A 13,695-nucleotide genomic window follows, 5' to 3' on the forward strand; every position below is an offset into this window, starting at 1 on the left:
ATTTTACTACTGTAACCGATATTACAAGCTTTTGCACTTTGTTTTTCCATCGTTTTCATCCATAATGATAGATAACTGTGAATGATAATTCCAAAAGGAGTGGTCAGCTTGTCTGAGCTTCAAAAAGGTGACATCGTAACCGCCATTTATAAAACAGGAAAATACATTGCCGAATATGTAGAAGAACGCCCGAATGGCATGTTGGTCAGGATTCTCGCAGTCCAGAAACACCCGATGCAGGGCGACCTTCATCATCCAAAAGATGCCGAAGTCGGCTTTTTTCATGAACGCCGCGCCCTCTCCTATCGGGAAGGGGCTATGATTCCGAAGCAAATGGTGAAAAAATTCAGCGGTGAAGTCCCGGATTATAACCAATCACTCAAGGATGCGCTGGAAAAAATGAAAGCCGAACTTACAAATGAGACTGGAGCCTGGGGTGAAATGAGCCTACGCAATCTTGAAGCTCTTGAAAAAGAGTATTTCGCGCAATAAAGAACAAATTGCGCAAGCATCTTCGTGACAGGGCAAGGTCGCCTGCCCCTGGTTTTAAGAAACACAAAGGCCAAATCACATAAATTGTGACTTGGCCTTTTACACGAATTCATTGAGAAGCTTCGAAAAATCGATCCTGTCACCGATTGTCGTTGGCTTTGGTTTTTCAAGATACCGTTTGTCCTTTTCGACAAGCTTGAAAATATTGTACGTTGTCAAGGCATCGTCAAGGGCGCGGTGATGCTTCCCTGTCCCTTCCTTGCCGTATTCCTGGACCGCTTTCCAGAGCCCTGTCTGATTTTGGTCTCCGAAAAACCGCTTATATTCCATTGAAAGGTCGATTTCTTTTCCCCTTAACGGAAAAGGAAGCCGTGAAGCCTCGCAATTATGGCGAAGCACTTTCATATCCATGTTTCCCCAAGTCACTATCGTGTTTTCCTGATTCCGGCCAAGTTCCTGGAAGTACCTGACCAGGTCCGCAAATGGCATCCCCGCATCAATCTGCTCCTGGGTAATATGTAGGAATGATTTGCAACGGTCCGAAAGAATCGGAAACCTTGCCGGCCTTACATATGCCGAGAACTGGGATTGAATTTTGTTATCGATAACGGAAACGACGCCCGCTTCAATGATTTCCGGAAAAAACTCTCTTGTCCTGACGTTTTTTTCCGGCATCGTAAATTCAAAGTCAATAAACAAAAATTGCTTTTTCGCTGACAATCCATCCACTCCTCCCCTGCGCCTGTACTATAGTATATTTGGAACATGTACAATTACTTGTGCGCGTGCTCTATTTTTAAATATTTCTTTTTCCTCGCTCTTGACAGGCAGTAAGAATTCACAAGCCTTCCCACTCCCTTATGCAAGGTTTACCTTATTATAGCATGGAAATGGGCAAATTTTTGAAATTTTTTTACAATATTTTGGGCACTCAGCCCCTTCAAAAAGCAAAACAGGCAGCGGGGCCGCTGCCTTATTTTTTGAGTTTTAGCACGGCCATTGTGCATCTGGAAATGCAAACCGGCTTTCCTTCTTCATCCATAATCCTAATATCCCAAACCTGGGTTGTTCTTCCCTGGTGCAGAACGGTTGCGACAGCCTTTACATTCCCTTCACGGATTCCGCGCACATGGTTGGCGTTAATTTCCAGCCCCGCGACCGACTCGGTTTCCTGGTCGACGAGTTGATAAGCCCCTATACTGGCGACCGTTTCGGCAAGCGCGACGGATGCCCCTCCGTGCAACAGGCCGAATGGCTGCCTGGTCCTTTCGTCGACAGGCATCGTCGCCTCGACTCTGCCCTTTTCAAGCAATGTAATCTCAATGCCAAGCGCTTCAATCAGCGTATTTTTTGTTTCCATCGAGCTTCCCCAACTTTCTATTGTAAAATGTTCTATCTTTAATAATCGTTATACTGTAAATACTATGTATGTCCAGCAATGGACCAACGGAAACTAGTCGAATGAGGTGAGCGCGGTTGAATAGATTCAGGGAAGGGCTGATTCCGACGATTCTCGGTTCAGCTGTCACTGCTGCCGGCTACGCAATGTCACGGAACAATGGAGTCAACAAAACGGTCGCCAATACTGTGCTTGGTTTTGGCCTTGCGCACGTCGTTCTTGGCACAATCGACTTATTCGAACACCGAAGGGAAATGTAACTGGACATTTGGTTAGGCAGGCCGGAATTAATCCGGGCTGCCTTTCTGTATGGCGGACAGGCTGGCCGGGAGAATGGGCTCCTCCTTTTCGTTTTCATCGCCGCGTTTTTTTCTGAGAACCTTGAATAAACCATAAATAATGACTGCAACCAATACAATGGCCAGGAAAAACTCCTCGAGATATCCCCCGGCAATCTTTGCATGTTCGCCGAACAAATACCCAGCGAAGAACATGATTGTCAGCCAGGCTGTGGCGCCGCTGTACGCGAAACACACGAATGTTTTAATCGGAAGCCGGCTGAATCCATATAGGAAAGGTACGACCGACCTTGCTCCCGGCACAAAATAACTGAGCGAAAGGGAAAAAGCATGGTATTTGTCCATAAGCTTGAGGGAAGCGGCGATCTTTTTGGCGAACCGCTCCTTTTTTGCTAAAAAATTCAGCAGTGGCCAGCCGATGAACCTGCCGAAAAAATAGCTTGCCGTCAACGCCGTCAGCACACCCCCAAGTGCAGTAAAGAAAATAGGAAGTGTTTCCGATCGGCTTTGGGAAGCCGCGGCGCCAATCGTCATCATGATGATTTCATTTGGCACCGGCAAGGTCGAGGATCCCAGCAAAAGCCAAAAAAACAAGCCAAAATAGCCGCTTTCTTTAAGAATATCCAAGAGAAAATCGAGATCCATCCTTAGTTCCTCCCTTGCCCGGGGGTTTCCTTGCTATTCCTTTCCCCTTTTTTGTTTCAGGCAATCCTTTTCCAAACCGTATAGGCTGGCGCCGATTCTCATATACATTAATGAATTGAAGCGTACAAAACGCGATTATTGGCTCGGTATAACTCTTTTGGAGAAAATCATGTTTAATTTACCCACTATTTTTTAAAGGAAGTGACGCAATTGCACTATTTCGGCTATCCCCATTCAATGTACTCCGGGTATTCCGGGCCGTATGGCAGGGTCTTTCCCCCGGCAGTTCCCGACACTTTCATGGCATCCGCGCGAAGGGTGAGGCCCGCCATATCGGAGGCCGAAATTTTAACGAATAAAATAGCCGGCTCCCGGGATTTATCCAAACGGATTATGGAAGCCGCCCAGGCGTCTAAAACGGAAACTGTCAGGAACTTGATTGCGTCTACGGGAGTCAGGAAGAATGCGGGAATTATCTACGATCCGGATGGAATTACAATTGTTTTTACTGACGTCGGATGCTGCAGCGTTTCGGTTACACTTCGGTGGAAATAGCGTTTTAAATGACAGGACCGTATCCGGACTTTCTTATTTCCAATTTTAACATAGATGGGAGGGCTTTCCAAAGGGAGAAAGCCGGTAAAATAGGGCTGAACCCTTCATGGGCAGCCCTATCTCTTGTTCCTTGCGTGCGTGCTGATTGAAACTAATGGCGGAAATCCTTTCAGACTGGGATCCCAGGAACCATTGGTGAATGTTTTTTGTTCCGGGGCCGTTGGCTGACAAGGGAATATGGTCAATAATACGGAAATCCATAACCGTATCCGAACCCGTATCCCGGAAAACCGAACCCTGGATAGCCGCCAAATAGGCCGAAGGGGCGCGGGAAGAACAATGCGCTTCCCAATACTCCTCCGAGCAGGCCTCCTAGAAATGGCCCTGCAAAAAATCGCTGATCCCCGCCATAGTAATATTGATTTCTCATGTCATACATATGGGAACCTCCTTTTCTGTGCTATAGCCTTCCTTATTTCATATGCAGGAGAGGAAGAGTTTGAGTGGGCGGGCTTTGGCTGGTAGGGATTGGCGGCAAAAAGCCCTCCGGTGTTGTGCCGGAGGGCTTGGTTTTAAACTAATCCTTATTTGGAATGCCTGTTATTTTTCAATTGGTTCGAAACGCTCAACGAACAGCGCAAGAGTCCGCGACATGACCCCTGTGGCGCCGGATGGACCAAGATCGGTGTCCTGTCTGGCGGTAGCAGTTCCGGCGATGTCAAGGTGCACCCAAGGAGTTCCTTCGGCGAATTCCCCGACAAACGCGCCGCCCATTACGGCATGGCCTTCAGAGCCTGGCGAGTTGTTCAAATCCGCGATTTTACTGCCGCGCACCCGCTCAAGATCCTTCTCGAATATTGGAAGGCGCCACATTTGCTCACCCGCTTCATAAGATGCCTCAAGCACTTGTTCAAACAGCTCTTCGTTATTTGTCATCGCGCCGGTCGTATGTAGGCCGAGCGCGGTGATAACCCCTCCGGTCAACGTCGCTACATCGACAAGGTATTGGGCTCCGTGGTGCTTGGCATACGTCATCGCATCCGCAAGGACCAAACGGCCTTCCGCATCCGTATTCAGCACTTCAATCGTTTTGCCGCTCATCGACGTGATCACATCATCCGGCTTGAAAGCACCGCCGCCGATCATATTGTCGGTCGAAGGGATCACGGCGACGACATTCTGCTCAGGCTTCAATTCACCGATGATTTCCATCGCCCCCAGAACGGCGGCAGCACCCCCCATGTCTGTCTTCATGCCGACAATGCCTGTTTTCGTCTTGATGGAATAGCCGCCCGTATCAAACGTAATACCCTTGCCAACAAGGCCAATCGCGTCTTCCCACGTTTCTTTCCCCTGGTATTTAAGGACAATCATCCGTGGTTCTTCGACGGATCCCTGGTTGACCGCGAGAAGCGCGCCCATTCCAAGCTTCCTGATTTCCTCAAGGCCAAGGATTTCTGTTTCGAAGCCGTATTTTTCACCAAGCTTGCGCGCGTATTCCGCAATATCCGTAGCCTTCAGCATATTCCCCGGCGTGTTGACAAGCGTCCTCGCGGAATTTGTTCCTTGCCCGTATGCATAGCCTACCGTAAGCGAAGCGTTGATTTCCTCTTCATCGGCTGCTTCCGTATAAACCGTAATCGCTTCAAGCTTTTTCTCCGGTTCGTTTGGCTTTTGCTTATAACCTTCAAATGAATAAGTGGAGAGCGCGAATGCCTCGCTTGCGGCGTATGCCGCGTCCGCCGCGTCTATATCGTCCGCCAGGAATGAATCGAGCAAAATCGCCGCCTCTTCCTGCTTGGCGTTTTTCAGGGACTTGAATGCCCGGCCGAGCGCTTCCTTCAATTTATCGAATGTAAACTCCTTTTCCCTGCCAAGGCCGACAAACCAGATTTTTTTCGCCCCCGCCTTGCCAAGCGTATGTAATTTGCCTACTTCTTTCAGCTTGCCTGAAATGTCGCCATTTTTGGCAAGTTCATTCAGCTGTCCGCCGAACAGTTCATCAAGCGTTGCCAGCCCGCCCTCAAACTTAACCGGCTTGTCAAAAAGACCGACAATAAGGTTCTCATGGCTCGCAGAAAAATTCACTTCCGTTTTAACAGTAAACATCTCACAACCTCCCTTTCTACACTTTTCCATTATAGCGAAAAGTGTGAAAAATTCATATATAGCCGTTTTGTCCTACTCTTCAAGATATAAATATAGTGTTGGCAGCTCTGGTAGGGTGCCGATTTGTTCAAATGGGACCTTGTCAATCCTGTCAGGGATGAGCAGCCGGCATTGCTCAATGTATGCAATCACTTTTTCGAGATCGAGTCCCCAATGCTTCGGCCTGTAACCCTGCAAGTAATCATGGGCCACCTCCATCATCACCCTGGTTCCCTTAACATTGCCATATCCATAATGGTAAAGGGCGACGCTCATCTGCAAAAGCCCCTTGAAGAAGAGGTTCCCTTTCTCCTCCATCCACATCTCCTCTAAAAGGTCATGGCACGTATAATAATCGCCTTCGTTAAAATAAATAAAAAATTCATAGTATTGGCTCGGGTATTCCATCCGGTCCTCCTCCCCTCCATGATGGACGCTATCTCAATCATACTTCCGCTTCTTCCTTACCACAAAATATCAGCTCTTCAGGGACAAGCCCAAGGCCATATGGACAAATCCTTAATTTTCCTAAACAGAACAAAATGCGCAAGCGCCTTCGTGACAGGCAAAGACAGCCTGTCCCTGCGAGGATTATTCACAGGAGTTTTCCTTAGTGGTCAGTCCCGACCAGCATAAGACAGGGCCCGCAGGACACTGAATGGCATCCCTGAATTCACCCACGCACGAAGGAAATGCGAGCATTTCCGAGGACGGGCCTGCCCTCCGGAGGGAACTGGCTTATGACCTCGAGGGGCTAGGCGCTGGAGCTGGATTACAATAACTTGTTTCGAGTTATCCACAAGGTTCCATTTTATAATTTTTTAGACAATAAAAAAAGCCGGCAATCGCGCTGCCGGCTCAAATTTCGATTTATTTTTTTTCCGATTTTATGTACTGTTGCCGGAAAACCTGAAGGGATTCCGTTTCGTTCATAACGGTAAGTTCCTGTTCGTTCAGCTTCCCATTACCCACTTTAACAATGAATACATCAACGGTCCTTTTGCCCCATTCCTTGAAAACGTCATCCACGGTTTCAAAATAAAGATCGAGCTTATGTCCTTTGATGGCGCTGCCCGTGTCGGCTACGACGCCGTACCCATAGTCCGGGATAAAAAGTACAGTCCCGATTGGGAATATTTTCGGGTCAGCGGCGACTGTTGAAAACAGATCTCGTTTAACCTTGACCCCTGAGTATGTAATTCCGTATGCCGGGTGGTTTTGGTCCTTGCCAGTCGATTCATATCCCGCTGTATAGCCCGTCGCGGTTACTGTTTTTTTCTTATACTTGCTCCAGTCAATGGCATCCTCCAGCTTTGGCGGGGTAGCCGCGACTGCTTCGCTTGATGATATGAGGCTTTGGGGCCTGATGGCGTGCCTGATTTCTTTTAGTTTCAATCCAACCGTTTTTAATTTATGGGCAAAAAATGTGTGAACGCTTTTCTCATGAAGTGGGGCTTCCTGTCCAAGCCCGGAGTAGGAAATAAGCATCTTTGCTTCAACTCCGGAGATGGATTGAAAGGTGGTCGTAAGTGCCAGAACAAACAAGATTGCCATGGCAAACCGCCTAGTCCATGCTTTTATATGGTTCATATTTTCACTCCTCCCATGACAATCTTCCCCAAGAATCAGGAAAATATTCATAATTGGAGCAAAAAAATGATTTTTAACAGGCAAATTTGCCTATACGGACATAAAAATAGCCTTTTTCACGAATGAAAAGGCTAGAACATTTGGTATCCATTTTTCCTTAAAAGCTTTATCGCCGCACCCGCGGCAATCGCGCCGGCGAGGCCGCTGGAAAGGATGATCACATCGGCCGAACCGAGTGAGCCAAGCCGGCTCCCAAGTTCGCTAAAAGCGGTCCTTGTATTTGTAAAATACTCAATAAACCTGACCTTGTCGACAATCAGCAGGACAATGACCGGATAAATGACCGCCATAATCCACGACATTCTCAAAAGCATATTCAAAAGGAAACCAATTCCGAAAAAAAGCACAAAGAATAAAAGCATCGATAATATCAATTCAACAATACTCATCATCCATCCCCCTAAAAGCACTCAAGTAATAGTTTACTCAAGGCCAGTGGGACAGTCAACAGCCCTGCCTTAATTCACTGCGGCGGAAGGAGAGCGGGAATATTCTCTGGCTACTCCTTCTTTTTTCCGGAGCCGCCACAGCATGAGCACGTTTCAGAGCCGCCAAGAAGTAGCTGGAAATAGCCGTGTCCTCCACAATAGATACATTTCTTCGCATCTGTCTTTGTTGTTTTCATAGCATTTTCTCTCCTTTGAAATATTAACTTAATTTTCTGATAATATAACAGGATTATATGAAAACGAAAAGCGGGATATTCGCCTATTTTTACCAGATGAAAACGTATACATTTATGTCTTGCTTTAATTTTCTCGCTCTTTCTCAAAGTTACTGAAAATTGTAAATATTTTTAAAGGACAGACACATTTCCTCCATTTATAAAATAAAGCAAAGATTTCCCTCGAACTGCTTAAAAAAAGAGCTTATAGGACGTATAGCCGAATTCATTTCCCGGATTCAGGTCATCTTTGCCGGGGAGATGCCCGAGATTCCCAAGGCCAATCAAATAGTGGATAAGGATGGAGGCATCCTTATCCAGCATTAATTCCTCGGGGGACATGTAGGCAACCTCGACGATTTCGTTTTCCTGCGGGCGAATGAGGCCGCCTTCCTTTGCTTCAAGCAAAAAGAGCAGAAGGTTGTCGCTGAAATCGGGATCAATGACGCCGGTCCTGAGCCCTATCAAACCTCTTACGGTGCACTCGATTCCGGTTTCTTCTTTCACCTCCCTGACAGCTGCTTGATCCGCGGTTTCCCCCTGGTTAACAAAGCCGGCTGGAAGCGACCATTTGCCCTTCAGCCCACCGTAGCTTTTTTTGACAACAAGCCATTTCCCCTGCCCGGATATGACAAGGCCGGCCGCCGCCAGCCATACTTTTCCACGCTTATTAACCGCCATTCCCTCCACCCTTTCAAAAAATAAATTCCAAATATGTATGCATTTTTGAATAGTTGTCTAATATCTATGAAAAAAGGCACTTTCCTGATTGTTGCATGTTCTTTTACCAGAAAAAGCTTTGCCCAAACTAATTCAGGCAATACAAAAAGAGGCAGATTGCTCTGCCTCCCCTGATTATAGCACGTTGAACTTTCCTTTTTTCAAAACAAGCCCGGCCCCGCCAACCATAAAGAGCGCACGGTTATCGATGACTTTTTTCATGAAGGAAGCTTTTCCGCCGGTAAGTTTCTTGCCGTATACGACGCCGATCGCATCGTCTTCACCAAGCGAGCAAACGGTTCCTTTGATATCCGGAACAAAGGATTCCATTTCTTCCTTGCCGCGGACAAGCGCGACAATGTTCCGAGCAGCAACCTCGCCCTGCTGCATCGCGATTTGCGCTGTCGGCGGATATGGACGGTTGATTTCTTCATTTATGATCAATGAGCAGTCGCCAATAATGAAAATATCATTGAAACCTGGGACACGAAGGTCAGGCTGTACTTTCACACGGCCCCTCATCGCTTCAAAACCGGACTTTTCAATCACGGAATGGCCGCGTACCCCGGCGGCCCAAACTACCGTGCCGGCCTTGATTTCCAATAATTCATTTTCGCCCTTGGCCACGATGATGCCTTCAGGCGTGCATTCTTTAATCGCTGTTCCAATCATGAATTCTACGCCCCTGCGTTCAAGGGTTGCTACAGCGTAGTTAACCAGCTCGGGATCAAATCCAGGAAGGACGGTTGGAGCAGCTTCCACACAAATCACACGGACTTTGTTGAAATCAACATCGTACTCCTTGCAAAGTTCCGGAATTCGGTTGGACAATTCACCAAGGAATTCAATGCCAGTAAAGCCCGCACCGCCAACAACAATTGTCAGGCGCTCGTCCTTCTTTTCTTCTTCAAAATTGTAAGTCGCGAATTGGTACTCGATGTGTTCACGGAGCTGGCGGGCCGAATTAATATTCGTAATCCCGAAGGCAAATTCCTTCAATCCTTTAATACCAAATGTTTCAGGCTCCGCTCCCAGGGCAATCACAAGATAATCGTACGTGACTTCGCCTTGTTCAAGGATGACCTTCTTTTCTTCCTTATTGACTTCCACAACTGTTCCCTGGACGAATTCAATCTTGTGCCGGTCGATGACGGAATCGACATCATAACGGACACGGTCATGGTGCAGAGTGCCAGCGGATGCTTCATGCAGCCAAGTGGTTTCATAGTGGTAATCATTTTTGTTTACCAGGACGATTTCCGCCTCATTTACTCCAACCATTTTCTGAAGACGGACCGCAGTAATGAGACCGCCATAGCCGGCCCCAAGAATGACGATTTTTGGGATTCTCAACGCAATCACTTCCACCTTTACATTATATTTTATACGAGTGCTTTTAGCTTCTGCCGCTGTTATCCACTTTAGTTAGCCAATAATTTTTTCTTATCCCTAAATTTGGAACAAAAGCGGCTTGAGTAAGATTGTGATTTCTTTCACTTTGGTAGTCAAAAAAAATGTGCTGATTTTGTCACAATTTAGTAACAATATTTCCATATCTCATCTTATTCTTTTTCTCCTGTATTTTCAAGCGAATTCTTTAACCAAAAAGCTCCTTTTAAAATTTTCAACAATTCTGCTTATTCTTCCTTCCCTTTATTGGCAAGGGTTTTTCCAGTTAATGCTACTATGGGCGTGGAAACCAGGATGTCGCGTTTCCTAAATTTTGCAGCATCTGGCTTGTATTGCCCCAGTTGTGGTATGATAGTCTGTGGATTACCTTTACTACTTTGTTGGGGGGATACACAGTGCAAGAAGAGCAAAAGGTTTTTGATATTACCATTATTGGGGGAGGGCCAGTCGGCCTGTTTACTGCTTTTTACGGTGGGATGAGACAGGCTTCGGTAAAAATCATCGAGAGTCTTCCACAACTAGGCGGCCAGCTGTCAGCCCTTTATCCTGAAAAATACATATATGATGTTGCTGGATTCCCAAAGGTCCGCGCACAGGAACTGGTCAACAACCTAAAGGAGCAAATGGCAAAGTTCAATCCTGTTGTCGCGCTTGAGCAGTCGGTTGAAAAAGTTGAAAAGCAGGCTGACGGCGTCTTCAAGCTTACGACCGATAAAGAAACCCATTTTACAAAAACAGTCATCATTACCGCTGGAAACGGCGCGTTCCAGCCTCGAAGGCTTGAATTAGAAAGCGCTTCCCAATATGAAGGGAAGAACCTTCATTACTTCATTGATGACCTGAACCATTTTGCAGGCAAAAAGGTTGTTGTCTTTGGCGGAGGCGATTCAGCCGTTGACTGGGCATTGATGCTTGAGCCAATCGCCGAGAAAGTGACAATCATCCATCGCCGCGAAAAGTTCCGGGCACATGAGCACAGCGTTGAAAACCTCCACAATTCGAAGGTGGAAATCAAGACCCCTTATATTCCGGACGAATTGATTGGCGGAGATGAGATCAAGCAGGTCGTCATTTCCAGTGTCGACGGCTCTACAAAAGAAGCAATCGATGTCGACGCGGTCATCGTCAACTACGGTTTCGTTTCTTCGCTCGGCCCAATCAAGGAGTGGGGCCTTGAAATTGAAAAGAACTCTATTTTAGTTAATTCAAAAATGGAGACAAATGTGCCTGGCATCTATGCCGCAGGCGATATCTGCACATACGATGGCAAGGTGAAACTAATCGCATGCGGATTCGGCGAAGCGCCGACCGCGGTCAACAACGCCAAAGCCTATATTGATCCAAAAGCAAAGATCCAGCCGCTTCACAGCTCGTCAATGTTTGGCTGATCCCAGCGTGCCTTCCCGGTTTATCCGGGAGGCTTTTTTTTGTTCCTTTTTCTTTGGATGGCCATCCGAATAATGGGACTTCAGCTTCTCCTCATACAGGATCTTTGTCACGTTTTGAGACTATTGCAATTCAGTTAGCTCTTAAAACCTAATCTACGCCCCTTATTAGGTACTATGCGATTCAGCACACCCTTGTCCCGCTCTTTTTCCAGATTGAACTAGGCCACTCTTTATTTTTCAAAAAAAAAACCTTCCCTTTCGTTTAAGTTTCACCAAACGATCAGGAAGATTTCAATGTTATTTTTTCAAAAAAGCATTAGCACTCTTCCGGTGATCCGGCGGCTGTTGCGGTGCGGAACGACGAACCGCATCCGCATGAAGCGATTGCGTTCGGGTTTTCGATTGTGAATCCCCCGCCCATCATCGATTCTTTATAATCAATCTTTGTCCCGTTCAGGATCGGGCCGCTTTCCTTGTCGACCAAAATTTGAATCCCGAATTGTTCAAGAAGAATATCTGCTTCACCTTTTTCGTGGTCAAAGCCCATTCCGTACGAGAGGCCGCTGCAGCCGCCGCCTTTTACGCCGACGCGAAGGAACGCGCCTTCCTCTTCGTTTTGCTTCATCATATCCTTGATCTGAAGGGCAGCCGCTTCTGTAAGGTTTACAATCTGGTTTTCCATCCAAATCCCTCCTTTTTCCTAGCCTTATCTATAGTATATTTCAGTTGAGCATCGATTCTCAACATGTCTGCCTATCCTTGGCAAAAATCAAAACATTGGATTCTCATCCAGGTACAGATAAATATTATCCACAAGTTCCTCCGGTGTGCTCCCGGTGACTGGATCTCCATTGACTAAGGCATACATGGTGGAAGCGCATTTTCCGCAATACCCGAGACACCCGTATTCAACAACATCGAGGTTCGGATCCCTTTCGAGCTTTTCGAGGGCCGCCTGGGCACCACTGGCAAGGTTGCTGATGCAGAATTCTATTAACGGCTTAATCATTCACTCACCTCATTTTGTACACCCTATTATCCTACTCTTTTTGTCCATCCCAGTCAATTACCATATACTCGTTATTGCTGTCAATACCGCAATTGAAATTGTTGAGATATCGCCACAATTTAGCTATACTCAAACTGAATGAATCGTGTTTAAAAAGCTATGGCGCAAAAATTTTACCCGCTCGACAAAATCATTTTGCATACACAAAAGGGGATTATTTTTATGACGAATCTAGTTATCCTGGGTGGAGGATACGGCGGAATGAGGCTGCTGGACGAGCTTCTCCCCGACCATTTGCCTGCCGGAGTTTCAGTCACATTGGTGGACAAAAACCCTTACCACTGCCTTAAAACGGAGTATTATGCCCTCGCCGCCGGAACGGTCTCGGATAAGGAGCTGCGGGTTGATTTTCCAGAACACCCTCGCCTCTCCCTCAAATATGGCGAAGTGACAGGTATTAATCTTGACGGGCAGACCGTCGAGCTAAACGGGTCCGAAAAGGTGGGCTATGATATCCTCGTTATCGGCCTTGGCTGCGAGGATAAATACCATAACGTTCCTGGTGCTGACATTTACACCCTCAGCATCCAGAGCATCGGTAGATCCCGCCAGACGTACCAAACCCTTAGCAATCTTTCTCCCGGCGCGACCGTCGGCATTGTCGGCGCTGGCCTGAGCGGCGTCGAGCTGGCAAGCGAATTGAGCGAAAGTAGGCCTGACCTTCATGTAAAACTTTTTGACAGGGGCAAGCATATCCTGTCCGACTTCCCGGACCGCCTTAGCGAATACGTGGAAAATTGGTTTGTCCGACACGGCGTCGAAATTATCAATAATTCCAACATTACGAAGGTGGAAGAGAAGATCCTTTACAACCATGACGAACAGGTCCAATGCGACGTAATTGTATGGACTGCCGGCATCCAGGCAAACAAAGTTGTCCGTCAACTCGGGGTGGAGAAAGATTCCTCCGGCAGATTGACCGTGACTCCGCACCACCATCTTCCGGACCATGAAAATGTATTTGTTGTCGGGGATTGCGCAAGCCTACCGCATGCGCCGAGCGCGCAGCTTGCCGAGGGCCAGGCCGAACAAATCGCCGAGATCCTCAAGAAAAGATGGAGCGGCGAAAAGCTGCCTGACACGCTGCCTCCGATTAAATTGAAAGGCGTCCTCGGGTCGCTTGGAAAAAAACAGGGCTTTGGCATGATGGCTGAGCACGCGATAACTGGCCGTGTGGCAAGGCTGCTTAAATCAGGCGTGCTGTGGCTGTACAAATATCATAAGGGCTGATGGAGAAACCAGGTGCCGTGCCTGGT

The 13,695-nt window shown here is 47.2% G+C and carries 18 protein-coding genes; 5 read left to right on the forward strand and 13 right to left on the reverse strand.

The window, feature by feature from the left end:
- Positions 1 to 108 precede the first annotated feature (108 nt).
- A complete protein-coding gene (gene kapB, locus DRW41_RS09380) occupies positions 109 to 492 on the forward strand; it encodes a kinase-associated lipoprotein KapB (protein ID WP_115451734.1) in 384 nt (127 codons plus the stop codon).
- 99 nt (positions 493 to 591) lie between these two features.
- Here the strand turns inward: kapB and kapD are convergent, their stop codons facing one another.
- Positions 592 to 1,212 carry a 3'-5' exonuclease KapD gene (kapD, locus tag DRW41_RS09385; protein ID WP_115451735.1) on the reverse strand — a complete coding sequence of 207 codons (621 nt, stop codon included), beginning with the start codon at positions 1,210 to 1,212 and terminating at the stop codon, positions 592 to 594.
- Positions 1,213 to 1,465: 253 nt separating this feature from the next.
- Complete coding sequence (locus tag DRW41_RS09390; protein WP_115451736.1) at positions 1,466 to 1,852, reverse strand: hotdog fold thioesterase; 387 nt, start codon at positions 1,850 to 1,852, stop codon at positions 1,466 to 1,468.
- A gap of 116 nt (positions 1,853 to 1,968) precedes the next feature.
- Here DRW41_RS09390 and DRW41_RS09395 point away from each other — a divergent pair, with 116 nt between their 5' ends.
- Positions 1,969 to 2,151: an asparagine synthase gene (locus DRW41_RS09395; RefSeq protein WP_115451737.1), complete on the forward strand. Its 183-nt coding sequence runs from the start codon at positions 1,969 to 1,971 to the stop codon at positions 2,149 to 2,151.
- A 27-nt stretch (positions 2,152 to 2,178) separates the two neighbouring features.
- Here the strand turns inward: DRW41_RS09395 and DRW41_RS09400 are convergent, their stop codons facing one another.
- A complete protein-coding gene (locus DRW41_RS09400) occupies positions 2,179 to 2,835 on the reverse strand; it encodes a DedA family protein (protein ID WP_115451738.1) in 657 nt (218 codons plus the stop codon).
- Positions 2,836 to 3,072: 237 nt separating this feature from the next.
- Here DRW41_RS09400 and DRW41_RS09405 point away from each other — a divergent pair, with 237 nt between their 5' ends.
- Positions 3,073 to 3,390, forward strand: coding sequence for a YuzC family spore coat inner layer protein (locus DRW41_RS09405; RefSeq protein WP_142752209.1), 318 nt, complete (start codon positions 3,073 to 3,075; stop codon positions 3,388 to 3,390).
- A 241-nt stretch (positions 3,391 to 3,631) separates the two neighbouring features.
- Here the strand turns inward: DRW41_RS09405 and DRW41_RS09410 are convergent, their stop codons facing one another.
- The 8 genes from DRW41_RS09410 to DRW41_RS09440 form a co-directional block, all read right to left on the reverse strand.
- Entirely contained in the window at positions 3,632 to 3,829 is a 198-nt protein-coding gene (locus tag DRW41_RS09410) for a hypothetical protein (protein ID WP_115451740.1), read from the reverse strand.
- 161 nt (positions 3,830 to 3,990) lie between these two features.
- On the reverse strand, positions 3,991 to 5,499 hold the full coding sequence (locus tag DRW41_RS09415) for a leucyl aminopeptidase (RefSeq protein ID WP_115451741.1): 1,509 nt from the start codon (positions 5,497 to 5,499) through the stop codon (positions 3,991 to 3,993).
- Between the two features lie 72 nt (positions 5,500 to 5,571).
- Positions 5,572 to 5,946 carry a DUF309 domain-containing protein gene (locus DRW41_RS09420; protein WP_115451742.1) on the reverse strand — a complete coding sequence of 125 codons (375 nt, stop codon included), beginning with the start codon at positions 5,944 to 5,946 and terminating at the stop codon, positions 5,572 to 5,574.
- A 462-nt stretch (positions 5,947 to 6,408) separates the two neighbouring features.
- The gene (gene spsC, locus DRW41_RS09425; RefSeq protein WP_115451743.1) at positions 6,409 to 7,128 is read right to left on the reverse strand and encodes a stationary phase survival protein SpsC; all 720 of its coding nucleotides are present in this window, start codon (positions 7,126 to 7,128) and stop codon (positions 6,409 to 6,411) included.
- Between the two features lie 131 nt (positions 7,129 to 7,259).
- Positions 7,260 to 7,577 carry a YuiB family protein gene (locus DRW41_RS09430; protein ID WP_245959397.1) on the reverse strand — a complete coding sequence of 106 codons (318 nt, stop codon included), beginning with the start codon at positions 7,575 to 7,577 and terminating at the stop codon, positions 7,260 to 7,262.
- 110 nt (positions 7,578 to 7,687) lie between these two features.
- On the reverse strand, positions 7,688 to 7,813 hold the full coding sequence (locus DRW41_RS22950) for a YuiA family protein (RefSeq protein ID WP_181884485.1): 126 nt from the start codon (positions 7,811 to 7,813) through the stop codon (positions 7,688 to 7,690).
- Positions 7,814 to 8,044: 231 nt separating this feature from the next.
- On the reverse strand, positions 8,045 to 8,533 hold the full coding sequence (locus DRW41_RS09435; RefSeq protein WP_115451744.1) for an NUDIX hydrolase: 489 nt from the start codon (positions 8,531 to 8,533) through the stop codon (positions 8,045 to 8,047).
- 174 nt (positions 8,534 to 8,707) lie between these two features.
- Positions 8,708 to 9,925: an NAD(P)/FAD-dependent oxidoreductase gene (locus DRW41_RS09440; RefSeq protein WP_115451745.1), complete on the reverse strand. Its 1,218-nt coding sequence runs from the start codon at positions 9,923 to 9,925 to the stop codon at positions 8,708 to 8,710.
- Positions 9,926 to 10,377: 452 nt separating this feature from the next.
- Here DRW41_RS09440 and DRW41_RS09445 point away from each other — a divergent pair, with 452 nt between their 5' ends.
- Positions 10,378 to 11,370: an NAD(P)/FAD-dependent oxidoreductase gene (locus tag DRW41_RS09445; protein ID WP_115451746.1), complete on the forward strand. Its 993-nt coding sequence runs from the start codon at positions 10,378 to 10,380 to the stop codon at positions 11,368 to 11,370.
- 316 nt (positions 11,371 to 11,686) lie between these two features.
- On the opposite strand, the gene DRW41_RS09450 is transcribed toward DRW41_RS09445, so the two are convergent.
- Both DRW41_RS09450 and DRW41_RS09455 read right to left on the reverse strand, forming a co-directional pair.
- The gene (locus tag DRW41_RS09450; protein ID WP_115451747.1) at positions 11,687 to 12,052 is read right to left on the reverse strand and encodes a HesB/IscA family protein; all 366 of its coding nucleotides are present in this window, start codon (positions 12,050 to 12,052) and stop codon (positions 11,687 to 11,689) included.
- A gap of 87 nt (positions 12,053 to 12,139) precedes the next feature.
- A complete protein-coding gene (locus tag DRW41_RS09455; RefSeq protein WP_115451748.1) occupies positions 12,140 to 12,379 on the reverse strand; it encodes a YuzB family protein in 240 nt (79 codons plus the stop codon).
- Positions 12,380 to 12,601: 222 nt separating this feature from the next.
- On the opposite strand from DRW41_RS09455, the gene DRW41_RS09460 reads away from it, so the two are divergent.
- On the forward strand, positions 12,602 to 13,669 hold the full coding sequence (locus DRW41_RS09460) for an NAD(P)/FAD-dependent oxidoreductase (protein WP_115451749.1): 1,068 nt from the start codon (positions 12,602 to 12,604) through the stop codon (positions 13,667 to 13,669).
- Positions 13,670 to 13,695: the final 26 nt, after the last annotated feature.

It is taken from the genome of Neobacillus piezotolerans (genome assembly GCF_003362805.1).
GTDB classification, from domain to species: Bacteria; Bacillota; Bacilli; order Bacillales; family Cytobacillaceae; genus Bacillus_D; species Bacillus_D piezotolerans.

Coding starts and splice junctions, on each gene's coding strand:
- DRW41_RS09390 (WP_115451736.1), bottom strand. CDS start 1,852: ATGGAAACAAAAAATACGCTGATTGAAGCGCTTGGCATTGAGATTACA.
- DRW41_RS09400 (WP_115451738.1), bottom strand. CDS start 2,835: ATGGATCTCGATTTTCTCTTGGATATTCTTAAAGAAAGCGGCTATTTT.
- DRW41_RS09405 (WP_142752209.1), top strand. CDS start 3,073: ATGTACTCCGGGTATTCCGGGCCGTATGGCAGGGTCTTTCCCCCGGCA.
- DRW41_RS09410 (WP_115451740.1), bottom strand. CDS start 3,829: ATGTATGACATGAGAAATCAATATTACTATGGCGGGGATCAGCGATTT.
- DRW41_RS09415 (WP_115451741.1), bottom strand. CDS start 5,499: ATGTTTACTGTTAAAACGGAAGTGAATTTTTCTGCGAGCCATGAGAAC.
- DRW41_RS09420 (WP_115451742.1), bottom strand. CDS start 5,946: ATGGAATACCCGAGCCAATACTATGAATTTTTTATTTATTTTAACGAA.
- spsC (WP_115451743.1), bottom strand. CDS start 7,128: ATGAACCATATAAAAGCATGGACTAGGCGGTTTGCCATGGCAATCTTG.
- DRW41_RS09430 (WP_245959397.1), bottom strand. CDS start 7,577: ATGAGTATTGTTGAATTGATATTATCGATGCTTTTATTCTTTGTGCTT.
- DRW41_RS22950 (WP_181884485.1), bottom strand. CDS start 7,813: ATGAAAACAACAAAGACAGATGCGAAGAAATGTATCTATTGTGGAGGA.
- DRW41_RS09435 (WP_115451744.1), bottom strand. CDS start 8,533: ATGGCGGTTAATAAGCGTGGAAAAGTATGGCTGGCGGCGGCCGGCCTT.
- DRW41_RS09450 (WP_115451747.1), bottom strand. CDS start 12,052: ATGGAAAACCAGATTGTAAACCTTACAGAAGCGGCTGCCCTTCAGATC.
- DRW41_RS09455 (WP_115451748.1), bottom strand. CDS start 12,379: ATGATTAAGCCGTTAATAGAATTCTGCATCAGCAACCTTGCCAGTGGT.
- DRW41_RS09460 (WP_115451749.1), top strand. CDS start 12,602: ATGACGAATCTAGTTATCCTGGGTGGAGGATACGGCGGAATGAGGCTG.